Annotated in this window: 27 protein-coding genes; all 27 read right to left on the reverse strand. The window is 31.9% G+C overall.

What is annotated here, in order from left to right; translation table 11 throughout:
- Positions 1–73: 73 nt before the first annotated feature.
- The 27 genes from fliY to rplS all read right to left on the reverse strand — a co-directional run bounded on the left by fliY (position 74) and on the right by rplS (position 24,985).
- Entirely contained in the window at positions 74–1,234 is a 1,161-nt protein-coding gene (gene fliY, locus HYG84_RS13755) for a flagellar motor switch phosphatase FliY (protein WP_212378160.1), read from the reverse strand.
- Positions 1,227–2,222 carry a flagellar motor switch protein FliM gene (gene fliM / locus HYG84_RS13760; protein ID WP_212378162.1) on the reverse strand — a complete coding sequence of 332 codons (996 nt, stop codon included), beginning with the start codon at positions 2,220–2,222 and terminating at the stop codon, positions 1,227–1,229. The genes fliY and fliM overlap by 8 nt, the downstream gene beginning before the upstream one ends.
- 15 nt (positions 2,223–2,237) lie before the next feature.
- Positions 2,238–2,654 carry a flagellar basal body-associated FliL family protein gene (locus tag HYG84_RS13765; RefSeq protein ID WP_212378164.1) on the reverse strand — a complete coding sequence of 139 codons (417 nt, stop codon included), beginning with the start codon at positions 2,652–2,654 and terminating at the stop codon, positions 2,238–2,240.
- 20 nt (positions 2,655–2,674) lie between these two features.
- Positions 2,675–3,427, reverse strand: a complete 753-nt coding sequence (locus HYG84_RS13770) for an OmpA family protein (protein WP_212378166.1) — start codon at positions 3,425–3,427, stop codon at positions 2,675–2,677.
- Complete coding sequence (locus tag HYG84_RS13775; protein ID WP_212378168.1) at positions 3,427–4,212, reverse strand: motility protein A; 786 nt, start codon at positions 4,210–4,212, stop codon at positions 3,427–3,429. Before HYG84_RS13775 ends, HYG84_RS13770 begins: the two co-directional genes overlap by 1 nt.
- Before the next feature lie 35 nt (positions 4,213–4,247).
- Positions 4,248–4,466, reverse strand: coding sequence for a flagellar FlbD family protein (locus HYG84_RS13780; protein ID WP_212378170.1), 219 nt, complete (start codon positions 4,464–4,466; stop codon positions 4,248–4,250).
- A 58-nt stretch (positions 4,467–4,524) separates the two neighbouring features.
- A complete protein-coding gene (locus HYG84_RS13785; RefSeq protein WP_212378172.1) occupies positions 4,525–5,844 on the reverse strand; it encodes a flagellar hook protein FlgE in 1,320 nt (439 codons plus the stop codon).
- 81 nt (positions 5,845–5,925) lie between these two features.
- A complete protein-coding gene (locus HYG84_RS13790) occupies positions 5,926–6,312 on the reverse strand; it encodes a TIGR02530 family flagellar biosynthesis protein (protein WP_212378174.1) in 387 nt (128 codons plus the stop codon).
- An 89-nt stretch (positions 6,313–6,401) separates the two neighbouring features.
- A complete protein-coding gene (locus tag HYG84_RS13795; RefSeq protein WP_212378176.1) occupies positions 6,402–6,827 on the reverse strand; it encodes a flagellar hook capping FlgD N-terminal domain-containing protein in 426 nt (141 codons plus the stop codon).
- A 12-nt stretch (positions 6,828–6,839) separates the two neighbouring features.
- Positions 6,840–8,273, reverse strand: a complete 1,434-nt coding sequence (locus HYG84_RS13800; protein WP_212378178.1) for a flagellar hook-length control protein FliK — start codon at positions 8,271–8,273, stop codon at positions 6,840–6,842.
- A gap of 137 nt (positions 8,274–8,410) precedes the next feature.
- Entirely contained in the window at positions 8,411–9,646 is a 1,236-nt protein-coding gene (locus tag HYG84_RS13805) for a hypothetical protein (RefSeq protein ID WP_212378180.1), read from the reverse strand.
- 11 nt (positions 9,647–9,657) lie between these two features.
- Positions 9,658–10,098 carry a flagellar export protein FliJ gene (gene fliJ / locus HYG84_RS13810; RefSeq protein WP_212378182.1) on the reverse strand — a complete coding sequence of 147 codons (441 nt, stop codon included), beginning with the start codon at positions 10,096–10,098 and terminating at the stop codon, positions 9,658–9,660.
- 11 nt (positions 10,099–10,109) lie between these two features.
- On the reverse strand, positions 10,110–11,423 hold the full coding sequence (fliI, locus tag HYG84_RS13815; RefSeq protein WP_212378184.1) for a flagellar protein export ATPase FliI: 1,314 nt from the start codon (positions 11,421–11,423) through the stop codon (positions 10,110–10,112).
- A gap of 4 nt (positions 11,424–11,427) precedes the next feature.
- Positions 11,428–12,219, reverse strand: a complete 792-nt coding sequence (locus HYG84_RS13820; protein ID WP_212378186.1) for a FliH/SctL family protein — start codon at positions 12,217–12,219, stop codon at positions 11,428–11,430.
- Entirely contained in the window at positions 12,212–13,231 is a 1,020-nt protein-coding gene (gene fliG, locus HYG84_RS13825; protein WP_212378188.1) for a flagellar motor switch protein FliG, read from the reverse strand. Before fliG ends, HYG84_RS13820 begins: the two co-directional genes overlap by 8 nt.
- Positions 13,232–13,241: 10 nt before the next feature.
- Positions 13,242–14,783: a flagellar basal-body MS-ring/collar protein FliF gene (gene fliF / locus HYG84_RS13830; RefSeq protein ID WP_212378190.1), complete on the reverse strand. Its 1,542-nt coding sequence runs from the start codon at positions 14,781–14,783 to the stop codon at positions 13,242–13,244.
- A 24-nt stretch (positions 14,784–14,807) separates the two neighbouring features.
- On the reverse strand, positions 14,808–15,110 hold the full coding sequence (fliE, locus tag HYG84_RS13835) for a flagellar hook-basal body complex protein FliE (protein WP_212378192.1): 303 nt from the start codon (positions 15,108–15,110) through the stop codon (positions 14,808–14,810).
- 14 nt (positions 15,111–15,124) lie between these two features.
- Complete coding sequence (gene flgC / locus HYG84_RS13840) at positions 15,125–15,568, reverse strand: flagellar basal body rod protein FlgC (protein ID WP_212378194.1); 444 nt, start codon at positions 15,566–15,568, stop codon at positions 15,125–15,127.
- Positions 15,569–15,574: 6 nt separating this feature from the next.
- Complete coding sequence (flgB, locus tag HYG84_RS13845) at positions 15,575–15,970, reverse strand: flagellar basal body rod protein FlgB (protein WP_212378196.1); 396 nt, start codon at positions 15,968–15,970, stop codon at positions 15,575–15,577.
- A gap of 435 nt (positions 15,971–16,405) precedes the next feature.
- Positions 16,406–17,188, reverse strand: a complete 783-nt coding sequence (gene codY / locus HYG84_RS13850; RefSeq protein ID WP_212378198.1) for a GTP-sensing pleiotropic transcriptional regulator CodY — start codon at positions 17,186–17,188, stop codon at positions 16,406–16,408.
- Positions 17,189–17,542: 354 nt separating this feature from the next.
- Positions 17,543–19,621 carry a type I DNA topoisomerase gene (gene topA, locus HYG84_RS13855; protein WP_212378200.1) on the reverse strand — a complete coding sequence of 693 codons (2,079 nt, stop codon included), beginning with the start codon at positions 19,619–19,621 and terminating at the stop codon, positions 17,543–17,545.
- Positions 19,622–19,695: 74 nt separating this feature from the next.
- A complete protein-coding gene (gene dprA, locus HYG84_RS13860; protein WP_212378202.1) occupies positions 19,696–20,793 on the reverse strand; it encodes a DNA-processing protein DprA in 1,098 nt (365 codons plus the stop codon).
- A 237-nt stretch (positions 20,794–21,030) separates the two neighbouring features.
- Positions 21,031–22,563, reverse strand: a complete 1,533-nt coding sequence (locus HYG84_RS13865; RefSeq protein ID WP_212378205.1) for a YifB family Mg chelatase-like AAA ATPase — start codon at positions 22,561–22,563, stop codon at positions 21,031–21,033.
- A 126-nt stretch (positions 22,564–22,689) separates the two neighbouring features.
- Complete coding sequence (locus HYG84_RS13870; RefSeq protein WP_212378207.1) at positions 22,690–23,043, reverse strand: YraN family protein; 354 nt, start codon at positions 23,041–23,043, stop codon at positions 22,690–22,692.
- A 27-nt stretch (positions 23,044–23,070) separates the two neighbouring features.
- Positions 23,071–23,682 (reverse strand): ribonuclease HII, encoded by a 612-nt coding sequence (locus tag HYG84_RS13875; protein ID WP_212378209.1) that lies wholly within the window; start codon positions 23,680–23,682, stop codon positions 23,071–23,073.
- Between the two features lie 33 nt (positions 23,683–23,715).
- A complete protein-coding gene (ylqF, locus tag HYG84_RS13880) occupies positions 23,716–24,558 on the reverse strand; it encodes a ribosome biogenesis GTPase YlqF (protein WP_212378211.1) in 843 nt (280 codons plus the stop codon).
- A gap of 76 nt (positions 24,559–24,634) precedes the next feature.
- Complete coding sequence (rplS, locus tag HYG84_RS13885; protein ID WP_212378213.1) at positions 24,635–24,985, reverse strand: 50S ribosomal protein L19; 351 nt, start codon at positions 24,983–24,985, stop codon at positions 24,635–24,637.
- Positions 24,986–25,079 lie beyond the last annotated feature (94 nt).

Genomic DNA, 25,079 nt, shown 5'->3' on the forward strand with positions numbered 1-25,079 from the left:
GTAGTAGATATATGTATATATTACCAACAGAATATAGGATAAGTCAATTTATATAGTTTCAAATCTATCTAAATTATTCATATGCCTTAGAAAGACGTTTGACAGGATTAACAATATCAGTAACCCGTATCCCATAGTTTTCATCTATTACCACTACTTCTCCTTTAGCTACATATTGGCCATTAACTAGTATATCTAAAGGTTCACCTACTAACTTATCTAATTCTATAATAGTTCCTGGACCAAACTCTAAAATTTCACTTATTTTTTTTACTGTTCTACCTAATTCAACAGTTATTTTTAATGGTACATCTTGTATTAATGAAATATTTTCAGGCATTCCAGCTTTAATAGATGATTCATCGAAGGACTGAAATTGTACAGGTCTTATATTTACTTTTTCATTAGCTTGGTTTATTCTTTTATCATTATTATAACTATTAGTTTCATACGTATAGGCGCTCTCTGTATTTCTTATCTCTCCTAAGTTAGCAGATTTAGTTTGAATCGATATATCGCTTTTAAGGTTTTCTTTAGCGCTGCTAGTAGTATTGTTTGATGTATCTGTCATATCATTGAATAATCCTTTAACAATTTCCTTAGCAAAATCAATAGGCATAAGTTGCATAATTTCACTATCTATTAGTTCACCAATTACCATACGAAAAGCGATTTTAACTACAGAATCTGTGTAATCTGAAAAATGTTTTAATAGATTATCTATAGATAAATTTAAAATGAAAGCGTCAGGCGGACTTATATCTATTTTTTTACCTAACATCTCTGATAATGATGTTGAAGATGATCCAACCATCTGATTCATAGCTTCACCAATAGCACTTAAGTGTAACTCTGTTAATTCACCTGATTGTACGTTTCCACTTCCACCCATCATCAAATCGGTAATAATGCTTACATCTTGTTCCTTTAATATAAGTAAGTTTGTGCCTTCTAACCCCTCTTTATATTTAACATCAACAGCTACAAATGGTAGAGGATATTCTTTTGATAACTGTTCAAGAGTTAAAACTTCTACCTTAGGTGTAGTAATCGTTACCTTTTGACCTAAAAGAGTAGATAGGGTGGTAGCCGCAGTCCCCATACTAATATTGCCTATTTCACCTATAGCATCCTTCTCTTCTTCTGTAAATCCAATAGAACTTTCATTGCTGCTAGGAGTGTCTGTCCCAGTTAATAGGGCATCAATTTCCTCTTGAGATAACATATCACTCATATAGCTCATCTCCTTTCTCTTCTACTCTAGTAATTTTAACAGCCACATTGTTTTTAATAGTACCAGGAGCTCCAAAATATTTATGTCTGGTCCCAACTTTTATTTCTAATTCTCTATTTGGATTATTATCTAATACAACTACATCACCTAGCTGTAACTCTAAAAAATCTTTAACAGTTATATAGGTATGACCAAGTTCAACAGCGACATCAACAGAGCTATTTGTTAACCTTTTTTCTAAAATATTTTTATCCTTTTCAGTTGCTTGTTTATTTATGTTAGAAAACCAAAATTTTGTGCTTAACTTTGGAAGAATTGGTTCTATTACAATATGCGGAATACATATGTTTAAATAGCCTTGAATATCACCTATTTTTAAATGTAAAGTAATTAGTGCTGTAGTCTCGTTTGGTGAAACTATTTGTGCAAACTGAGAATTTGTTTCAATTTTATCTAATTTAGGTTGAATCTCTATTACATTTTCCCAAGGATCTACAAGTAACGTGGTTAACTGCTTTATAACTTTTCTAATCAACGTCAGCTCTATTTCTGTAAAAGAACGACTCTCTTCTAATGCTCTACCTTGCCCTCCTAATATTCTGTCAATTAGTGTAAAAGCTATAGCTGATGACATATCAATAATTATTTGTCCCTCTAAAGGATAAAAGTCAATAATTGAAAGGACAGCTGGGTTTACGATCGAGTTACTAAACTCATAGTATGATAGTTCCTCTACACTTATAACTTCTGCCTGAACATAGGTACGAAGATAGCCAGATAAAAAGGTATTCAAGGTTCTTGTGAAGTTTTCATGTATAATTTGCAGTGTTTTTAATTGATCTTTAGCTAATTTTTTAGGACTTTTAAAATCATATCTCTTAATCTTTTTTTCAGATTTATCTTCTTTTATTTCCTCTACATCAACTTCACCAGTATTTAATGCATTAAGTAGGGCATCAATTTCATTTTGGGATAAAATATCTGACATTTCTTCACCTCCTGTTTATTGAATAATGTAGTCAATAAAATATATATTAGTAATTTTATCTGAATTAACAATGTCTGCCACTACTTTTAGAATTTCATTTTTCAACTCTAATTGTCCATTAGTATCCAATATTTCATCTGCTTTTTTTCCAATTAAAGTTGATATAATGCTATCTCTAAGTTCAGCATTTTTTTCTTCAAATTTAGCTGATAAGTTTTTATCAGTTGTTTCTATTATTATAGAGCCTTTAAAATAACTTCTTGTGCTTCCTAGATTAGTAGAGAATTCACCTGCATTATATTCGTATGTTTTATAGGTTATTGCAACTTCTCTAGGCTGTCTATTATTCATGAAATAAAACATTACTCCAAAAAAGAGACCTGATACTATAAAGCCAATTAATATATATGTAATTATTTTTTTTAGACCCATGATCTTCCCCCATTTTCATATTATTTAGGTTTAGAAGTAATGTATTCTGATCTTAATATTACAACATCCACTCTTCTATTTTTTGATTTATTTTCTGCAGTATCATTAGGCGCAATAGGATGGTATTCTCCATAACCAGATATTGAAAAACGCTCTGGTGCCAAACTCAAATCTTCTATTAAATATCTAACCACATTAGAAGCTCTACCCGCCGATAGTTCCCAATTAGTAGGATATAATGAACTTGGGTTAACTTTAACCGTATCTGTATGTCCCTCTATACGGATAGATTTTTCTAGAAACTCTGGAGTTTGTAAAAATGCAGAAATGTCTTTTAAAATTTCTTTTGATCTTGGTTTTAATTCAGCCCTTCCGGGATCGAATAAAACATTGTCCTGAAAACGTAACACAAGACCTGCATTTTCTTGAGATACTAAAACATCAGACTCTAGATTATAGCTTTCCAAATACTCTTCTAAAACTTCTTGAAGTTTTCTAAAATCTTCTAACTCTTGTCTTTGATTTGTAGTTAAATCTTCCTTCATAGCCTCAGTTATAAATTGATCCGTTTCAATTGCAGTACCCGAATCTAATATACCTAATGATCCTTGAAAAGATTGCATTATAGCTTGAAACTTCTGAGCATCTACAGTAGAAAATGAAAACAGTAAAACGAAAAAGCAAAGTAGTAAGGTAACCATATCACCATAGGTAGTCATCCATTCTGGTGCGCCAGCCTTAGGCTCTTCTTGGCTTGATCTTCTTCTTGCCATTATGCTCCAACACCTTCCTGTTTACCGTGAAAACCCTCTCTAGCTTTAGGTGGTAAAAATGCCTTTAGCTTTTCTTCAATAATTCTTGGATTTTCCCCAGCTTGTATTGATAGTAAGCCTTCTACCATAATCTCTTTTCTTAAAATCTCTTCTCGACTCTTTAATTTAAGTTTATTAGCTATTGGAATAAATACTAAATTTGCTAATAATGATCCATAGAATGTTGTAATTAATGCAACAGCCATGCTTGGTCCAATTGTATCAGGATTATCTAGTTTTTGAAGCATATTTATTAATCCAATTAAAGTACCAATCATACCAAAGGCTGGGGCAAATGATCCCATAGCCTCAAATATACCTTGTCCATTTTTGTGTCTTTCTTCAATAAAAGATAATTCTGTTTCTAATAAATTTCTCACCAGTTCTGGGTCTGTTCCATCTACAATTAACATAGCACCTTTTTTTAAAAATGGTTCGTCTATCTCTCCAGAGGCTTCTTCTAAGGCTAATAGTCCCTCTTTCCTTGCAATATTTGCAAGTGTGTTAATTTGTGCAATTATTTGGTTAGGATCTTCTGCTTTGTTTGAAAAAGCCTTTGCTGCAATTTTAACTGCCTCCATTACTCCCTTTAAAGGGTAGGCTACTAAGGTAGATGCAACTGTTCCACCAAATACAATTAAAATAGAAGCTAAGTTAAGAAAGTCTATTAAAGCTCCGTCTGCTAATATTCCGCCAACAACAAATACTAAACCAATAACTATACCAAGTATCGTAGCTATATCCACTTCTACACCTCAATTCTTATGTAAGTATTAATAATTTATATTAATTTATTTGGTTTTACTTTATCTATATTTTCAATATATATATTTCTTTTATATTCTATAATTTTTTGTACAACTTCATTTACGCTTTCTATTACAATCATTTTGTGTCCATTGGTTAATGTAATAACTGTATCTGGAGTCTCTTCAATAGTTTCTATTAAGTCCACATTTAGGACAAACTCCTTATTATTCATTCTTTTTAAATATATCATTTTATCATCCTTTCTCTCCCTTGATCTATAATCAAGGGAGAGGGATTGTTATATTACATTATCTTTTTATATTAACTATTTCCTGTAACATTTCATCACTTGTTGAAATAATTCTTGAGTTAGCTTGGAAACCTCTTTGTGTTGTAATCATATTAGTAAATTCATTAGATAAATCTACATTAGACATTTCAAGTGCGCCAGCTCTTAAACTACCAAATCCGCCCATACCTGCATCTCCAAACATAGCTTCACCAGAGTTAGCAGTTTCTCTATACATATTTGATCCTGTTTTAATTAGCCCTGCAGGATTTTTAAAGTTAGCTAATCTAATTTTTCCTAAAATCTGAGTTTGCCCATTACTAAATACTCCTTCTATCTCTCCATTAGCTGCTATTGTAAAGTCATCTAGCTTTCCACTTCCATACCCATTTATATTAAGGGCTGCAGCATCGGAGTTTTCTGCGTAGCTGGTTAATTTAGAAAAATCTAAGTTTATATCTAAAGGATTAGCTCCTTGGAATAGCCCACTACCAGCTGGGGCATCCTCTACTTTAATATCTACCGATTTATTCGTTGAAACTAATTTTCCCTCAGAGTTGAATTGAAGCTTAAAATCAATTAGATTTTCAGTTTGTTCAACATTATTAATCTTAGTAATGTTCACATCGAATTCTCTTGTTGCACCCTTTCCATCATCTGTTCTTTCAAAGGTCACTTCAATATTATGTGGATTTCCTAAGCTATCGTATACCTTCATAACAGAACTAAATTTTTCACCAGGAACAGCGGGAATTGGAGGAGTTGCTGTAGAATCTTCAGCTTGAGGTCCTTTTAATTTACTGTCAATATTACCTTCAAATATAGCTTTGTCTGTAGCTTTAGGAGGGTTTGTAATAGATCTTGAAATTTTAAGACCTGTTAAACTTTCAACAAATCCTCCCTCTCCATCCGATTCATACCCAAGTACATAATAACCATCTGGTGTTACAAGGTTACCATCTGTATCTAGTCCAAGATTACCTGCTCTTGTATAGCTTTTATTAGCTCCACCTGCTGTATCTGAAACTATAAAGAAGCCTTCGCCGTTTATCATAAGGTCTGTATTATATCCTGTAGTTTCTACAGCTCCTCTTATATGGAAGGTATCCATGGAGCTTATACCAACACCTAGCCCCACCTGCTGAGGGTTTGTTCCTCCTCGTCCACCTTCCTGTGGTCTACCTGCTCCACTTAATGTTTGACTAAAAACCTCTTGAAAAGTAACCCTAGATCCTTTATAGCCTACTGTATTAACATTGGCAATGTTATTTCCAATTACATCCATTCTTAATTGGTGAGCTCTTAAGCTTGATACTGCTGAATACATTGAACGCATCATAGTTAAATAAACCTCCTCTTATTTTGGTGTCCAATTTCATCTATCTTTCAGAAACGGAAGGCCTCCCACTAGGGGTCCAGCCTATGCGAATATAGCACCATCTATATTAGTAAATACATTTTCCTTTAGCTGCTTATCTGTTGCAGCTGTAATGACTGTTCTATTTGGCACGCTGGCAATAAAAGCTTTATTGTCCATTATAATCAAGGTTTCCTTAATACCTTTTTCAGCTGCCTTCGTAATAGCATTGTTGAGCTTATCTACCTCTTGAGTAGTCAACTCTATTTTTCTTTCCTCTAACCTCTCCAAAGCATGTTTTGAAAACTTGAGGTTATGATTTTTATGTACTTCTTTTTGCAGTAATGCTTCAAATGTAACTTTTTGATTGTTTATAGTATTTACATTTCTATTTTGATTTTGATTAATATTTTGGTTAATGCGGATTTGATTAATCTTAATTGGATACAATCCACTTCCCTCCTTTAGAAGTGTTGTTCCTAAGCTGACACTTCTCTACTGCCTGTAGTACTATTATGGATTTTATCAGCAAATTCAACTTAAGGCTCTACTACTTCGCCATCCTCAACATCTTCTGGTCCTTCAACATCTCCTGGTTCTTCAGCATCTTCACCATTTAACTTTTTTAGACTTTCATTTACTTTTTCTAATTGCTCTACTATATTGGTCTGACTTTTAACTAAGTTATTATTCATTTGTGCAATATGCTCTAGCAACGTAGCCTGTGTTAGAACAAATGTATCATTTAAATTCTGCATCTGCTCTAATGAGCTAAACTGAGCCATCTGCGCGATAAAGTCTCTATCTTCCATTGGATTTAATGGGTCTTGGTTCTGCATTTGAGTAATTAAAAGCTTTAAAAAAGCATCCTTATCTAAATTATTAGATTGTGTTTTTTGCTGTGCGTTATTTTCGTTATTATAATATCTATACCTATTTTCTTTTACCCCTGAAACATCCGACATTGTTTTACCTCCTTAAACTAAACCATTAAATTGACTTGAAACTAAATATGGGTTTTCTTGGCTAACTTCCTGTTCTAACGTTAAAAAAGCATTATTAGATACAGTAGAAACTTCTTTAGATCTTTGCTTGTTTGTTAATCTTGATTGGAATAACCTACTTCCAAAATTTTGAGGATTATCACCTACATGAACTTCCAGTCCTGAAATACTAAGTCCTTTTTCTTCCAAAGCATCTCTAAGTTGGTTTAAATTTGTCTCTATTATTTCTTTGACTGAATAGTTTTCGGCATAAATTTTCCCCGTTAGTGTTCCGTCATTTAATCCTATTTTAATAGATATCTTTCCAAGATTTTCTGGAGTTAGCTGTATACTCATTTCGTTTCTATCCTTAGACAAAAATGCACCAGCCTTATGAGCGATCTCACTAACAAATTGCTTTTGGTCAATAATTTCATTTTTCATAACCTTTACATTAATCTTTTGATCTAACTTTTCTTGTTGAGATACTAAAACATTATCATTAATTATTATGTCTTCATATCTCTCATGTTGTTTGAAGAAATCATCATTTTCTTTGGCATCAGATAAAGTTTGCTTATATAATTTTTTAGCTTCAGTATTACCTTCTTCATCTATAGCAACTGCATCAACTATTGTTGTATCATTTTCAGATATGTTTTTTGTTTCCTCATCCACTAAGTCAAGTTTACTTTTTATTTCTAGTTTTTGTAGATCACTATTTTTAGTCAAATCAACATTAGTTAAAGCAAGTTCTATATTACTTTTAAGTTCTTCTAAGTTACTTAATACTTCACTTACATTTTCTTTTTGTGTAAAGATTATATCTTTATTGTCCAATAGTGTTTGGTCAATCAGTTTAGTTATAGTTGAAAGTGTTGTGTCGATATTCTCTTTAAGTAATTCGACTGCTTCAATATCAATTGTATCTAATAAGAGATTCAATTGATTATTTAAATCAGCTAAACTTTCCATTTCAACTATACTTAGTTCTATATTAGCCTTAGAACCATCTTTTATTTTAGATATATCTACTTGGATACTAGCAATTAAACTTTGAAGCAAAGAAAGAATATGGTCTAATAGCTCACTATTATCTTTGTGTGTAGATTCACCATCTTCAAGTTTTAACTGTTCCTTTTCTTTAGAGTCTAAAACTTTATTAGTAGGTTTTGTGTCCTTATTAGAAACTTTGTTAGATGAAGATGTGGAGCTGCTCTCTATCTGTTTGCTTGTATTGTTGGTTGCATTCTGGTTATTATCCACAGCTTGTGCTTTCTTATCTTGCCTTTTAAAAATCAAACTTTTCTTTTCATTGTCGAAGACATCTGAAAATAGTTGTTTGTCCTTGCGGGTAGATATTTGATCCTTAGTTACAATAGTGTTTTTTTGACTAAGTAGGTTGTGTATACCTGCTGTATTCATCATTCTAATTTCACCTCCTTTCTATTTTTTTATAATACATGAAAACTATAAATCTCTTTAATATACACTTTCCATAAAATCCATTAGAACAAAGGCTTGTTTCATTTAAAAGGCTTATTCAAAAGCCTTTGTTCTAAACTTTAATCTAATAGTTTTTTAGAAAGAAGAATCCTATTCTTTTCACTCATTCTTTTTATCACTTCTGCTACCTTATTTGCTTTTAACTTGCTTAAGACATCAATTACCAATTGTGCTTCATTAAATACAATATCTTCAGTATCATTTAAACTATATTTTTGATATACCTCATTTTTGTTTAACATAGTCTCTAGCATTTTTGCTAGTTCATCAATAGATGTTTTTTCATATACAGAAGCTAATTCCACTATTTTTTTATCATAATCCTTATAAATTCCAACTCCTTTTATAATTGCAGGAGAAATATTTGGAGTCTCTTTTAATAACTCTTGTAACTGATTAATCTCATCGAATAGAGTTAACATAAAATCATTATCGTCAACTTCAGATAATATCCTAGATGACTTCACAATTGTTAACTCTTTAAATATGAAAGCTAGTTCCTCTATACTATATATTTTTAAATTTCCTAATTCAGCTACAGCCTCATCAAGAGACTTATTCTCATATGCTAGAGCTAGGGCAAATAGTTTTTGTTGTTTTGTTTCTAATTCCTGAAGTTTTTTTTCAATATTTCTTAATGAACTACTAGGTAACTTATATTTAATTTGCCTTCCTAACTCTACATCTAAATAGAATAGATATTTAGATGCTTGATCAGGCTTTAAATTTTGAAATAGGTTAACTAATTCATCTACAGATATTTCATTGCTTGCATAGGTTCTTTCTATTTCCTGCACACCTTTAGAGAGAGTTAAGGATGTATAATACTTTTGCAACGAATTTATTTTTTCTTCACTATCTTTATCAATCTCGCTTAAAATTCTATTTATAGGATCATTTTTTAAGTTTAATAACCTCAAATCTTCTTTTACTTTTTTCATTTTATTTGGATTTTCTTTACTCATTAGGATTAATAAATCCTTAAATAGTTCCTCGTCCTCTCCCTTTACAATAAGCAGCTTATCTACAATTCTACTTTGATCCAAATCTACATAATGCTTAGCAATATTTTTTTTAAGCTGTTCTCTCTCATTTTTTGTAGGTATAGATTGAAAGTAACTTCCTATACTCCCAGGTAATCCAGATAAAATCTTATTGGCATTATCTTTAAAATTTTCATTGCCGAAATACATTATACCCATGATTATTAATGGTAAAGCAATGAAGGATATAAGCATAATGGACAAAGTTTTAATAAAGGACTTTTCTTTAAATTCTTCTCTATTTATAGCCATTGGATCCCCCTTTATCTACACACAGCTTTATAGGATACAATTTCATCAGTTAAAGCATCTTCTTTTTTTAGCTGATTGTATTTATGCTCTTCATAGTCTTTTTCTTTTAATTTCTCAAACACCTTTTTTTGTTTTGAAGCCTCCAGCAGTTGTTTCCTTCTATTTTCTGTTTCAAATTCCGATTGTTCTACCACATTTAACTGTTTATCTATAATGTTTTGCATTATATCTAAATTATTAGATATACTCCTAAGTTCGCTTATTTTTACTATTTTATTTGACTTTTCTTGCCATTGGATTATCATATCATTTTTTCTCTGAAATAATCTTTGTAAGTGCTCCTGCTCAGTTACTAGTTTCTTCATTGAAATGCCAAGTTTATTTTTTCTATCTTCTTCAATTTTTTCTTTAGTATTTAAAATAGTATCAAATCGAAAGATAAATTTTTCCATTATTATCCTCCTTATGCTAGAATTTGTTGCATAACCTTAACTGCATCATCAAAGCTAGTTTTATCTTGTCTTTCCTGTTGCAAAAATTCGTTTATACCATCAATTTTACTAATAGCTTCATCTATTTTTTTATTTGTTCCTTTAATATAGGCCCCTATATTTATTAGATCTTCCGAACTATTATATATAGATAATAGTTCCTTAATTTGATTTGACAACTGAGTGTGATCTTTGCTAACTACATTTGGCATTACCCTACTTACACTAGCTAGAATATCTATAGCTGGATAATGATTACGGTTAGCAATTTTTCTTGACAAAACAATATGCCCGTCCAATATTCCCCTAACCGTGTCCGCTATAGGTTCGTTCATATCATCCCCATCTACTAATACAGTGTATAATCCTGTTATAGAACCTTTATCTGATGTTCCCGATCTTTCTAACAACTTAGGTAACACTGCAAAAACTGAAGGAGTATATCCTCTAGTTACAGGTGGTTCTCCAATAGCTAAGCCAACCTCTCTTTGGGCCATAGAAAATCTTGTTAAAGAGTCCATCATTAGTATTACATTTTTTCCTTGATCCCTGAAATATTCAGCTATAGATGTGGCTAGCAACGCTCCCTTCATTCGAATAAGGGCTGGCTGATCTGAGGTTGCTACAACAAGAACGGATCGTTTTAATCCTTCTTCCTGTAGGTCGTTCTCTATAAACTCCCTAACCTCCCTGCCACGTTCTCCTATTAAAGCTATTACATTTATATCTGCTTGAGTATTTCTAGCTATCATTCCAAGCAATGTACTTTTACCAACACCACTACCTGCAAATATACCTATCCTTTGTCCATTTCCACAGGTTAATAAACCATCTATTGCCCTAACTCCCAATGCTAAAGGTTCTTCTATTTTAGTACGAAGCAATGGGTTTGGTGGTGATGCCATAACAGGATATGTTTTGCAACTATCTAATGGGCCTTTCCCATCTATTGGATTTCCCAATCCGTCTAGGACACGACCAAGCAATGATTCTCCAACATTCACTTCCATAGTAGTTCCCAAAGCCTCCACCTTGCTACCTGGACCAATCCCTTCCATTTCACCTAATGGCATAAGTAGAACTTTTTTTTCTTTAAATCCAACCACCTCTGCCAAAATGGGTTCTGTGCCTTTCAGTGTGTATATTCTACATATTTCACCTAGTTTTACAGCTGGTCCTATAGATTCGATTGTTAATCCTATAACTTGAGAAACATAGCCAGTATATTTAATTAAATCTAACTTTAAAAGCCTATTTTCATATTTTTCTAATGAAATAGTGTGCATCCTATCACTCGCCTTTTAGAATATCATGAAATGTTTGTTCAATTTGTGCTATTTGGGTTTGAATACTTGCATCTACTGTACCTGAAGTTGTTTCAATAATAATACTACCAGTTTCCAGTGCTGGGTCCTTTTTCACTTCTATAGTGTCTATTCCTTCTGTCATCATATATATTTTGTTTTTAGATGAATTAACTATTTCATGATCATTTGTACTTACACGAATTATTAAGCTATCTGTATATGTACACTTTTCAATACCTTTTTCAACAAGATTAAGCAATAAAGCATGTTCTTTTTCTAATTCATAATTTAAAACTTTCTTAACGCATGAAATTACCAATTCTACTATTTCATTTTCTAAAGATTTAGCCATAGCCTTTTTTTCTAACAATGCATTTTCCTTTATCTCTTTAGCTTCCTCAATTATAGAGTCTACTTCTTTTAGCCCTATCTCTTGACCCTGCACTATCCCTTTGCTATATCCTTCTTCTCTTGCAGCCTCTATAATTTCACTAGCTTTTGTATAAGCTTCTGAAATTATAGCTTCTCTTTCTTCTTGGGCCTTACCGAGAATTTCATTGCACTCTAACTCTACATTTTCTAGCAAGCTATCTGCATCTTTTTTTGCTTTATCCATTATTGCTTCAGCATCTTTACTTATTTGTTCATTTACTTGTACTTGATCATCTTTTTGTTTGTCTAAATTTTCACTATGCTTCACTATTTGATTGATTTGAAGCTTAATCATTTTTTCTTCACCTAAAACAATTTCATTTCTTTTATATACTCTAGACAATTATTTCATCTCCCCCACCTCGAGAAATGATGATTTCTCCTGCCTCTTCTAATCTCCTAATAATATTAACTATTTTTTGTTGTGCCTCTTCTACATCTCTTAGTCTAACAGGTCCCATAAAGTCCATATCTTCCTTTATCATTTCTGCCATACGTTTTGACATATTAGCATAAATAACATCGGCGACTTCTTTGGTTGCTCCCTTTAATGCCACTGCTAATTCTTTATTATCAGTATCTCTAATAAATCTTTGAATAGATGTACTATCCAAGCCAATGATATCTTCAAATACAAACATTCTCTTTCTAATTTCCTCAGCTAATTCTATATCTTGAATTTCTAATGTATCCATAATATTCTTCTCTGTACCCCTATCAACAGAGTTAAGTATATCCACAATTGACTGTATACCTCCTGCCGATGTGTAGTCTTGGTTAACTAAAGAAGACAGTTTTCTTTCTAATACCATTTCAACTTCCCTAATGACTTCAGGTGAAGTTCTATCCATAGTAGCAATTCTTTGTGCTACTTCCGACTGCTTTCCTTGAGGTAAAGCAGATAATATTTGTGCTGATTGGGCTGAGGATAAATACGCAAGTATTAGCGCAATTGTTTGTGGATGCTCATTTTGAATATAATTCAGCAATTGACTCGGATCAGCCTTTCGAGCAAAATCAAATGGCTTAACTTGTAAAGAGGCTGTTAGCTTATTTATAATATCCATTGCCTTCTGAGACCCTAAAGCCTTTTCGAGCACATCCTTAGCATAATTAATACCACCTTCAGAAATATACTCTTGTGCTAGACATATTTCATAAAATTCATCTAAAACCCTGTCTTTTTCTTCAGGAGATACTTTTCGCATATTTGCGATTTCTAATGTAAGTTCTTCTATTTCTTCATTACTCAAATGTTTGAAAATTTGAGCAGAGTATTCTGGTCCTAAGCTTATTAATAGTATTGCAGCTTTTTCTCTTCCAGTAATATCTCCTTTAGACACTCTTCTCGCCATATGTTCACCTCTAATCTTCATTCAGCCAATTCTTTAAAAGTTGTGCAACCGCATCGGGTTTTTTATTTACCAACTTTTCAATCTGCTGCTTAACTTGAGATCCAGATAATTCCAAATCTATTTCTTGTATAGTATCTGGTATAATCATTTCTTCAATAGGTTCTATAATTTCTTCTTTAGATCTTCTATTTTTACTTACTATAAAGTATGTAGCGCCTAAAATAGTAGCTAATATAATTCCTATTGCCCATAATGGTGGCATTGCAGATGTTGTTTTTGACAAGTTATCATCTCCGGTACTATCAAAAGCATTTTTAAACTCCTGAACGCCAACCTGTACTACCTTTGTATCTAATCCAGCGGCTGCTGATATTATATTAGTTAAATCTTGTTTTTCTTCTACAGTTAAATCCCCATCGGCTAGAGCTGCTCTATTAAGAAAAACAGCTACAGTAACATCCTTAACCTGACCTTGAGCCTTAACAATTTTCTTATACAATTCGTTAATCTCATAGTTAATTGTCTTACTTGCTTCAGAATAGGTTGAGTAATCTTCATCACCCTCTACATATTCAGGAATATCTTCTGTATTGGTATCAGTTCCAGGTGCCCCGCCATTCCCACCATTTTTTACATTTTGTCTTAGTTCCTGCATACTTCTTGGTATACCTGTGGTTTCACCTTCAATTGGCGGTGCAAATTCTTTTATCTCTGTTACTTCACTATCAAAATCTAATTTAACATTAGCCATAACAACTACATTTCCATGTCCATAAACATTAGATAAAAAATTAGTAATACTTCGTTCAAGCTCATTTTTAACACTTTGTTGCAATGCTATATTGCTATTTGAATTAAATACATCCGAATTTTCTTCTACTCTTTGGTTTAATACCCTACCATCACTTCCATGAATCGTAACATTCTCTGGTTCAAGGCCTTCAACAGCATTTGACACTAAAATAGCAATGCCATTTATACTATTGCTATCTAAAACGGCATTGCCTTCGAGGTCTAGCCTTACAGATGCTTTTGCTCCACTTTGATTATTATTAATAATAAAGCCTGATTTTTCCGGCACAACCAACGCGACATCTGCGCTTTTAACTCCACGTATTTCTTCTATTATGCTAGACAGATAATTTTGTAGAGCATATATGTAACGCTTCGATCGTTCTTCACTTGTCATCATAAACGAGTTGCCAGAAAATGCATCTTCAAAGGAAAACTTTGCTGATGGTAATCCTTGGGTAGCTACTACAACTTGAGCTCTTTTTTCATCGGCCTTAGGCACCAAAACAGTCCCACTAGTCTGACCAATCTTAGCTCGTATATTATTACCCTCTAATGTTTCCACTATTGCACCAGTTTGCTCTGGAGCAAGATTTCTATATAATTCTATATATTCTGGTCGGGTAAAATAATAAATTATTCCAGTTAGTGCTAATAATGTAAAAATCGTGGCTGAGAAAAACATAATCCTTTGTTTTTTTTCAAGCCCCTGGAAGTAGTCATTTAGTTGATTTTTAATCTGACTTAAAGAATCTGACATTAACTCACCTCTCTTCTGCTACGATTAAATCTGCATCCTCATTATTTCTCTATATGCATCTAAAACTTTATTTCTAATTTGCATAGTTAGCTGAAGGGCAATATCGGCTTTTTGGGCTGCTATCATAGCCTCGTGTATGTTTTCCAATTCACCTGTGGCTAACTTTAAGCTATATTGTTCTGATTCCTTTTCAAGTGAGCTTACTTTCTCCAAAGACTCATTTAAAAATGTAGAAAAAGATACTGTGCTTTTTGATGTTTCTTCTGAATAATTATCTATAGATCCAAGCTTTACTGTATTAAGCTGACTGATATTATTAATTTTCATTGTATGTTTCTCCTTTATTTACCGATTTCTAAAGCTTTAAGAGCCATACTTTTTGTTCCGTTTAATGCTGTAACATTGGCCTCGTATGCTCTAGTTGCCGAAATCATATTCGCCATTTCAGTAACTATATCTACATTTGGCATTAATACATATCCACTTTCATCAGCGTCTGGATGTCCAGGTTCATAAACTTTTTTATATGGTGACGAATCATTTTGAATTGACGATATCTCCACCCCTGTTAAATTTGATGCTTTCCCGTTTGATCGTCTAAGATACTCAGAAAAGGGCATGTTGTTATCCTTGCTTTTGAATATAGCCACTTGTCTTCTATATGGAGTGCCATTAGCTGTTCTTGTTGTATTAGCATTAGCTATATTTTTTGTAACTATATCCATCCTTAATCTTTCTGCTGTTAATCCTGAAGCACTAATATTAATCGAGTTGAAAATTGACACTAATACCTACCTCCCTTCATTAATAACAAATTTTATTTTTTGAAATCCACTTTGCATTCTACTTGTTAAAGTATTGTATAAAATTTCATTTTTAGCTCTCTCTGCCATTTCCACATCAATGTCCACATTGTTTTTATCTCTTCGAGTACTAAAACTATCTTCAGTTTTTATTTTATATTTTAGCTCCTCAATATTTCCCCCGTTTATATGTATATGTTTTGGGTTTGTAACAGCTCCTTTTAATTTTTCTTCTGCCAAACTATCTTTTAAAATATCTTCAAAAACTACTTGTGACTTTTTAAAGTTGGGTGTCTCTGCATTAGCAATATTATTTGTAATTATTTCATTACGCTTCCATGAAGCATCTAAAGCTTTTGATAGAATATTAATATTATTATACATATTTCCCTCCATCGATATATTTCGATATTTTTCATGTTTTGTATCATTTAACCAACTTTCTTTTTAACTAAGTATACATCATCTTACAACAATAATAAAGATTTTACAGAGTAACGGACATATGAAATATGATTAAATGCATCATCTCTATAGACCATTGTTTAAAACCTCATATTGATTATACATAATTTATTTGACAAAATCAGCTAAAATCCTCTTTTTTTTTAGGTTTTTCAACTTTTAGGACCCAAGTACTACCACAATATTGTTAAAATTTAGGCCTTATAATTTAGATGTAGGAATGTCACATTATTTTTATGAATATATAGACAATATAGGATTCATTATTGTATTACAACATGAAAATACTAGCTGTTTTTAAATATACACAGCTAGTATTTTCATGTTTTAATTTCATTTAATTAAGATATATAACTATCTTTTTAACTTTCTTAATTCGTTAAGAAGATGATCATTTAAAATTCTAATATGTGTTCCCTTCATACCTAAGGATCTCGATTCGATTACTCCAGCACTTTCGAATTTTCTTAGGGCATTTACTATAACAGAACGTGTAATTCCAACACGATCAGCAATTTTACTAGCCACTAATAATCCTTCTTCTCCTTCTAATTCATTAAATATGTGTTCAACAGCCTCTAGTTCTGAATAGGATAGTGTTCCTATTGCCATTTGAACTACTGCTTTCTTTCTAGCTTCTTCTTCAATAGCATCAGATTCTGATCTTATAATTTCCAATCCTACTACTGTCGAGCTATACTCAGCCATTACTAGATCATCTTCATTAAAGGCTCTATCGAATCTAGCTAAAACAAGAGTACCAAGACGTTGGCCACTACCGTTTATAGGAACAATAGTCACTAACTTTTCGTAACTATCAATATCGTACTTAAAGAATGTTAGAAGCTCATCTTTAGTAATATTGGATCTGGTTTCATTTACAGATAATAACTGCTGGTTATACTCATCTGGAAATCTTTTTTCGCCTGTTTTGTCATCAGCAACAATAGGACAATCCGAAGTATCTGTTAAACTAACACCTAGTACTTTACCCTTTGAGCTAGCTACATATACGTTTGCATCTAAAACTTCACTTAAAATCCTGCATAACTCATTAAATGAAATAGTAACGTCTCCTGATTGTTGCAAAATTTTGTTAATTCTCCTTGTTTTTTCTAATAATGTACCACTACTCATTATTCTTCCTCCTTAGAAAACTTCATTTTAAATGTTATAGTTTAATATTAGTCTATGCTTTTATCCTATGTAGGAAATAATCTAATCATAATACAATAACCCTTTATATAATACAAATTACTAATCTAGCTATATTATTTATAGCTTTTTCTAAAAATCGACTTTCTATACTCACTGTACTTGTTTAAATTTATTTAATTAATATTTAACAATAAATATAACACAGTTAGTTAAATTATAGATTTTTTTAAATATTCCCATATCTTTCCATAGCAGTTTGAATATAAGCACATTAGCAATATTATCACAACTATTATTTTGTTTCAATATATATTTTATTAAATAAGAAAATTTTTAATTTTCAATCCCATACTCATATTTACAATCTTTATCGCTACACATAATTTTTTCACTTTTTTTATTTTTCTTATGTACCAATATATTGTTGCACTGAGGGCATTTTTTATCAATAGGTCTGCTCCAAGATACAAATCTACACTTTGGAAAATTGCTACATCCATAAAAAAGTCTCCCTTTTTTCGATCTTCGCTCTATCACTTCGCCATCTTCGCATTTTGGGCAACTTACTCCTATTTTATGAAGAAAAGGTTTTGTTTCCTCGCATTCAGGATAGTTTGAGCAAGCTAAAAATTTTCCATATCTACCATGTTTAATCAACATTATAGCTCCACAATTTTTACACTCTTCATCGCTTTCCTCTACAAAATCAATTTGTTCCATATGCTCTTCTGCATAGGCTAACATTACATGAAATTCATTATAAAACTCTGAAATAAGTTTCTTCCAATCATGTCCATTCTCTTCTATGTGGTCTAAACTTTGTTCTAGGTCCGCTGTAAAATTAACATCAATAACCTTAGAAAAGTATTCCTCTAATATTTCATTTATAATATATCCTAATTCAGTAGCTACTAAATTCTTGCCTTCTTTTTCAACATATCCTCTAGAAAGTATTGTAGATATAGTTGGGGAATAAGTACTAGGCCTTCCTATTCCTAATTCCTCCATTGTTCTAACCAAAGATGCCTCTGTATATCTAGCTGGCGGTTGTGTATAGTGTTGTTTAGGCAACTTTTCAAGAATACTAATTTTCTCTCCCTCGTTCAAAATGGGCAAATCTACATTTTCTGATGTATTAGCATAACTATATACTTTTAGGAACCCATCAAACTTCAGCCTAGATCCTGTGGCTTTGAAAATTACTTCGTTTATACTTAAATCCACAGATAACGTATCATATAAGGCTGGAGCCATATTACTAGAAACATACCGCTCCCAAATCAATTTATAAAGTAGGTGTTGATCCTTTGTTAATGAAGACTTAATAATATCAGGATGCTTATAAACATAAGTAGGTCTAATAGCTTCATGGGCATCTTGAACACTTTTTTTACTCTTATCTTCTTTTTGATTCTTAGCTTCCTTATTCCCATACTTATCGCCGATAACTTCATTAATATACTTTTTAACTAATTCAGTAGCCTCATTAGATATTCTAGTGGAGTCAGTTCTAATATAAGTAATTAACCCTACTGTGCCCTCTTTTCCAATATCAATTCCTTCATATAGTTGTTGTGCTAAAGACATTGTTTTTCTAGTAGAGAAACCTAATTTGTTTGCAGCCTCCTGCTGTAGGGTACTGGTTGTAAATGGTAAATTAGGATTTCGTTTTTTTTCGCCTTTTCTAACACTTGCAACAGTCAACTTATTATCCCCTACAGTGTTTAAAATCCTATTTACTTCTTTCTCACTATGTATTTCTTTATTCCCTAAATTATCAATTTGAAACTTAACTTGAAACTTTTCTTTTTTAGAATTTTCTACATTTAGATTTAAACTCCAATACTCTTCTGGTTTAAAATTTTTAATTTCTTCTTCTCTATCTATAATAAGCTTTGTAGCCACAGACTGTACTCTACCAGCACTAAGTCCCTTCCTAACGTTTTTCCAAAGTAGGGGGCTAATTTGGTATCCTACTAGCCTGTCTAAAACTCTTCTCGCTTGTTGAGCATCTACTAAATCACGATTAATTGCTCTAGGCTTCTTTATTGCATTAGTAATAGCTGTTTTTGTAATTTCATTAAATTCGATTCTACAGGATGTATCCTCTTCTATACCTAGAGCTCTTGCTAAGTGCCATGAAATAGCTTCACCTTCTCTATCAGGGTCAGTTGCTAAATAAACATTCTTTGACTTTTTAGCCAAAGTCTTAATTTCCTTCAAAACAGGTCCTTTACCTCTTATAGTAATATACTGCGGTTCAAAATTATTATCTATATCAACTCCGAGTTTACTTTTAGGTAAATCAATAATATGTCCCACCGATGCTTTTACAACATAATTTTTTCCTAAGAACTTTTCTATGGTTTTTGCTTTTGCTGGCGATTCAACAATTACTAAAGATTTTGCCAATTCATACACCTCCATTATGCTGTGATTTTCCTCTGGAATTATTAGACAAAATCAAGTCTTTACATTATATCAATTTATTTGGATACTGTAAATGTCTTACCCGGCATCTGGCTTATATAACCTTTAACTTCTAATATAGTTAAAATAGGATTCAATTCAGATGCCTTAATTCCTGTTTCATTTATAATTAAATCAATATTTATGGGTCTTCTTTTTATTATTTCATATATCAAGGATTCTAATTTACTTAGTTCTATTTTTGAGGATTCTTCTAAACTCTTTTTTCCTAATGAGTATTTATACTTAAGATTTTCAATCACATCATCAACCTCAAGTAAGATCCTAGCACCATCCCTAATCAGTTTATTAGATCCTTTACTTTGCATATTATTAATATTACCAGGTAGAGCATAAACATCTTTTCCTTGATCCAACGCATATTCTACAGTAATTAATGCTCCGCTGTTCTCAGATGCTTCAATTACTATTACACCATCAGATAACCCGCTAACAATTCGATTTCTTGCTGGAAAGTTATACTTTAATGGTGGCATCCCTAGGCAATATTCTGAAATAATACAACCATCTACAACCATCTTGTCCATTAGATTTCTATTAGAAGCTGGATAACACTGATCTAATCCACATCCTAAAACACCGATAGTATAGCCATCAGACTCTAATGCTCCCTTATGTCCATATGTATCTATACCTAAAGCTAATCCACTTATAATTCCAACATCCCATTTTGTTAGCTCTCTTGCAAACTGATAGGCTGCCCATCTGCCGTAGGGTGTTGACTTCCTAGAACCAACTATAGCTATTAAAGGTACGTCAAATTTAATTTTGTTTCCTTTTATATATATTACACAAGGGGGATCATATATGTTTTTAAGTTTAGAAGGATATTTATCATCAAAAATTGTTAAAGGAAGTATATTGTTATCATCTAAATTTTTTAAAATTTTAGTGATAAATTGCTCATTCCTATTTTTTATAATTTTATCCATAATTATTCTACGTTTATTCAATGCATTACTAATATGTTTTTCGTCTGCTACCCAAATATCTTCAAGGTTATGAAAATAATCCACTAAATTTCTAATATCTTTATTAGTAATGCCTTCTATATAACTTAACCATACAATAATTTCTTTTTCTTTCAACTCCATATTATTTCCCCCAAATATTGCTTTGTTTGAAGCAAATTATTTTAAATCTATGATTTTAATGAAATAAGTGATACTTTTGAATGTAGAAAAAGATACTGTGCTTTTTGATGTTTCTTCTGAATAAAGGTTTAACCTGTTTTTTACACAGTATTAATTATATACTATATAGAAAAAATAATAAATCTATTGTGTTGAATTTGCATAATAATGTATAGCCATCCTGTTTTCTCAACATAATTATTTGAATATTAATCCACTTAGATTTCTATACTGTAAAGCTTCAGCCAAATGATCTTCACAAATAACATCGCTGTCGCCTAAATCTGCGATAGTTCTTGCTACCTTTAAAATCCTGCTATAACCTCTAGCACTTAATTTCATTTTATCAAAAGCTAAATTCATTAATCGTTCTGAAGAAGGCGTTAATGAGCAGTATTTTTTTATTGATGCTCCATTTAGTTGAGAATTAAATAAATACTTAGTTTTTTTATATCTTTCTAGTTGAATTTCTCTAGCTTTCTCTACACGAAATCTTATATCCTTAGATGATTCTACATTTTTATCACTAATCAAGTCATTATAGTCTACAGCTGAAGTTTCAACAATTATATCTATACGGTCCATAAGAGGACCTGATATTTTACCTACATATCTATTTATCTGATACGGGGTACAACTACACTCCTGACCAGAATTAGTGCCATAATAACCACATGGACAAGGGTTCATTGCAGCTAGCAGCATAAAATCTGCTGGATAGGTATAGGATCCATTTATTCTTGATATGTGTATAGTTCTATCTTCTAAGGGCTGTCTTAATACTTCTAAAGTTGATTTATTGAATTCTGGTAATTCATCAAGAAATAGAACACCATAATGACTCAAAGAAACCTCCCCTGGTTTAGGAATTCTTCCACCACCTGTTAAAGCAACTAGCGAACTAGTATGATGTGGAGAACGAAAGGGTCTGTAACTGACTAACCCTTCATCAGAATTAAGTAACCCAGCAACACTATATATCTTAGTAATTTCTAGAGCCTCATGAAAGGTTAATTTAGGAAGTATTGATGGTAATCTTCTAGCCGCCATTGTTTTACCAGACCCGGGTGGACCTATCATTAGTAAATTATGATTTCCAGATGCAGCTATTTCTAATCCCCTTTTTAAATTTTCCTGCCCTTGGAGATCTTTAAAGTCTTCAGTCACAATTTCTGTCTTATACTCATAGTTGGAAGATCCCATACAACTATATATTCTATCTTCTCGTTTAAGATGGAGTGCTATATCGTTTAAATTTTTAGCGGCAATTATTTCTATATCATCAACAATTTTTGCCTCCTCTAGATTTCCGTCAGGAACTATCACCCTCTTAATACCCTCGTGATACATTTGTAATAGCATAGGGAGCACACCACTTACTTTATTAATTTTTCCATCTAAAGATAGTTCTCCCAGTACCAATGTATGATCTAATTCATCTAAAGGAATTTGCATAGATGCACCTAAAATCCCTAAGGCAATAGGCAGATCAAAATGACTTCCTTCTTTTTTAGTATCTGCTGGTGATAAGTTAATTGTAATTCTTTTTAAGGGAAAGTCAAACTCACTATTTTTTATGGCAGCTCTTACTCTTTCTTTAGATTCCTTTATAGACGTATCAGGAAGTCCAACAACATTTACATTTGGTAACCCATTGGCTATATCTACTTCCACTTCGATCATAGTAACAATTAGACCTGTTATGCAGCAGGTTTTTACCTTAGCTAACATAAATCCACTTCCTATTCTTCTATTCTACAATAAATTATATAAACTGATTCTATATATAAAGTTTTTTTCCTTTAATTTTCTTAATTTTTTGTAAATTTTTTTTAAGAAGCAGCATAGCTGCTGTAATTAAAATGCATTTTCAATATGGTCTATTTTGTATTTTTTACCTATTATCTTTACTTCTATTACATCAAATCTATAGTGACAACAAGTATTATTCAGCTTTTTATGCAATATATACTGCTGAGATAGTCTTTGTATTGTTTTCTGTTTTCTGTAATTAACAGCTTCCGAAGGCATTCCATATGTATTTGAGGTTCTAGTTTTTACTTCTATAAATGCAATAATATTATCTTTTTTAGCAATTATATCTAACTCTCCAAGCCTAGTACGATAATTCCGATCCAGAATATAATAGCCATTATCTCTAATATAATTTACAGCCAATTGTTCCCCTATCAAACCTAATTTTATTTTCATAATACTATCTCCCATATTTAGTATCAACTATAATATTTTGCTCAAAAATGATATTCTATGCATCGGACTTATGCCATACTGCTTCAATGCTTCTCTATGGGCCTTAGTCCCATAGCCTTTATTTTGTTTAATATTATAGTTAGGATACTCCATATGCCATCTTTCACAAAGTCGATCCCTTAGTACCTTAGCTACTATAGAAGAGGCAGCTATACCATGACTAATATCATCACCTTTAACAATAGCCATTTGAGGAATAGGTAAATCAATTTTCTCTGCATCAATTAATATGTAGTCTGGAGTAATGCTATTTTCACATTTATCTTTAATAGACAAAATTGCTTTTTTCATAGCTAACCTAGTAGCATTCTTTATATTAATCTTATCTATAATCTCCGCAGAAACTGTTCCTACTCCTATAGCTATAGATTTCTCTTTAATAATTTCATACAATTGTTCTCGTTTTTTAGGAGATAACTTTTTAGAATCTTTAACACCATCTATAATTAAACCTTTTGGCATAATTACTGCTGCAGCCAAAACAGAACCAAATAAACATCCCCTGCCTACCTCATCACAACAGGCTATATAATTATGTCCCGTATTCCATATTGTGCTTTCAATATCTAATGTTGGCATGTAATCACCCCTTTAGTATTTACTTTTTAAGAATTACGGGCGTTCTAATGAAATACGCCCGATTTTTCCAGACCTAAACTCATCTAATATAATGTTAGATATTCTTGAATAGTCAATTTCGTCACCTTTTAAAATACAACCTCTATTTCTTGAAATATGGTCCATTATATCTATAGTCGAATTATATTCTTCATTAATCTTATATCTTTCAATTACCTTTTCTTTATGATCATTCCATAAAATCTCTAATAATTTATAGGCTAATGTTTCAGTATCCATTATTTCATCTTTAATAGCCCCAGAAAACGCTAAATTTTGAGCAACAATAGGGTCTTCAAACTTTGGCCACAATATACCTGGTGTATCCAATAGTTCCATATCACCTTTTAATCTAATCCATTGCTTTCCTTTAGTTACTCCTGGTCTATCTCCAGTTTGTGTGCTCTTTCTTCCCGCCAATTTATTAATCAATGATGATTTTCCTACATTTGGTATCCCAGCAATCATTATTCTAGCTGGTCTGGCTTTTCTACCTTTCTTAATTAGTGCATCCATTTTTTCCTTTATTGCATTTTGACTTTCTTCTATTACTTGCCTTATGCCTTCACCAGTTATAGTATTAACTGGTATTACCGTCATACCTTCTTCTTTAAAGTAGTTTACCCATTTAGATGTAATCTGTGGATCTGCTAGGTCAATCTTATTAAGTATAATAACCTTAGGTTTGTTACCTATAATTCCATCAATATCAGGATTCTTACTACTCAGTGGTATACGAGCATCAAGCAACTCATAGACCACATCTACAAGCTTTAACTGTTCCTTTATTAACTCTCTAGTTTTTTTCATATGCCCTGGATACCAGTTAATATTCATTACTCCCACTCCTCCTATAATACAATATTATATAATATTATAAACAATAAAGGGACTGAATATCAGCCCCTTTACATTAATATTTCTTCTTTTCTTTGATCTTAAACGCAGCTTTACCGACTCTATCACGTAGATAGTAAAGTTTAGCTCTTCTAACTTGACCTCTTCTTGTTACTTCAACTTTTTCAACTCTAGGAGAGTGTACAGGGAATGTTCTCTCAACTCCTACACCAGAAGCTATTCTTCTAACTGTAAAAGTTTCGGCGATTCCACCGCCTTGTCTCTTAATTACGATACCTTCAAATATCTGAATTCTCTCTCTGTTACCTTCTTTAATTTTAACGTGTACTTTAACAGTATCCCCAGTATTAAAATCAGCAACATCTTTCTTTAATTGTTCGTTTGTAAGTGTTTTTAAAATATCCATAGTTGTCCCTCCTTCCATCGTAGACGTTCATATATTAATCCTATATAGAGGACCGTCCGTTCTACCTTGTAGATTATATCATAGTTATAAAAAT

This window comes from Alkaliphilus sp. B6464 (assembly GCF_018141165.1).
Taxonomy (GTDB): domain Bacteria; phylum Bacillota; class Clostridia; order Peptostreptococcales; family Natronincolaceae; genus Alkaliphilus_B.

Bases quoted from the DNA above. Each gene is read 5' to 3' on its own strand.
- fliY (WP_212378160.1), bottom strand. From the start codon at position 1,234: ATGAGTGATATGTTATCTCAAGAGGAAATTGATGCCCTATTAACTGGG.
- fliM (WP_212378162.1), bottom strand. From the start codon at position 2,222: ATGTCAGATATTTTATCCCAAAATGAAATTGATGCCCTACTTAATGCA.
- HYG84_RS13765 (WP_212378164.1), bottom strand. From the start codon at position 2,654: ATGGGTCTAAAAAAAATAATTACATATATATTAATTGGCTTTATAGTA.
- HYG84_RS13770 (WP_212378166.1), bottom strand. From the start codon at position 3,427: ATGGCAAGAAGAAGATCAAGCCAAGAAGAGCCTAAGGCTGGCGCACCA.
- HYG84_RS13780 (WP_212378170.1), bottom strand. From the start codon at position 4,466: ATGATATATTTAAAAAGAATGAATAATAAGGAGTTTGTCCTAAATGTG.
- HYG84_RS13785 (WP_212378172.1), bottom strand. From the start codon at position 5,844: ATGATGCGTTCAATGTATTCAGCAGTATCAAGCTTAAGAGCTCACCAA.
- HYG84_RS13795 (WP_212378176.1), bottom strand. From the start codon at position 6,827: ATGTCGGATGTTTCAGGGGTAAAAGAAAATAGGTATAGATATTATAAT.
- HYG84_RS13800 (WP_212378178.1), bottom strand. From the start codon at position 8,273: ATGATGAATACAGCAGGTATACACAACCTACTTAGTCAAAAAAACACT.
- HYG84_RS13805 (WP_212378180.1), bottom strand. From the start codon at position 9,646: ATGGCTATAAATAGAGAAGAATTTAAAGAAAAGTCCTTTATTAAAACT.
- fliJ (WP_212378182.1), bottom strand. From the start codon at position 10,098: ATGGAAAAATTTATCTTTCGATTTGATACTATTTTAAATACTAAAGAA.
- fliI (WP_212378184.1), bottom strand. From the start codon at position 11,423: ATGCACACTATTTCATTAGAAAAATATGAAAATAGGCTTTTAAAGTTA.
- fliG (WP_212378188.1), bottom strand. From the start codon at position 13,231: ATGGCGAGAAGAGTGTCTAAAGGAGATATTACTGGAAGAGAAAAAGCT.
- fliF (WP_212378190.1), bottom strand. From the start codon at position 14,783: ATGTCAGATTCTTTAAGTCAGATTAAAAATCAACTAAATGACTACTTC.
- fliE (WP_212378192.1), bottom strand. From the start codon at position 15,110: ATGAAAATTAATAATATCAGTCAGCTTAATACAGTAAAGCTTGGATCT.
- flgB (WP_212378196.1), bottom strand. From the start codon at position 15,970: ATGTATAATAATATTAATATTCTATCAAAAGCTTTAGATGCTTCATGG.
- codY (WP_212378198.1), bottom strand. From the start codon at position 17,188: ATGAGTAGTGGTACATTATTAGAAAAAACAAGGAGAATTAACAAAATT.
- dprA (WP_212378202.1), bottom strand. From the start codon at position 20,793: ATGGAGTTGAAAGAAAAAGAAATTATTGTATGGTTAAGTTATATAGAA.
- HYG84_RS13865 (WP_212378205.1), bottom strand. From the start codon at position 22,563: ATGTTAGCTAAGGTAAAAACCTGCTGCATAACAGGTCTAATTGTTACT.
- HYG84_RS13870 (WP_212378207.1), bottom strand. From the start codon at position 23,043: ATGAAAATAAAATTAGGTTTGATAGGGGAACAATTGGCTGTAAATTAT.
- HYG84_RS13875 (WP_212378209.1), bottom strand. From the start codon at position 23,682: ATGCCAACATTAGATATTGAAAGCACAATATGGAATACGGGACATAAT.
- ylqF (WP_212378211.1), bottom strand. From the start codon at position 24,558: ATGAATATTAACTGGTATCCAGGGCATATGAAAAAAACTAGAGAGTTA.
- rplS (WP_212378213.1), bottom strand. From the start codon at position 24,985: ATGGATATTTTAAAAACACTTACAAACGAACAATTAAAGAAAGATGTT.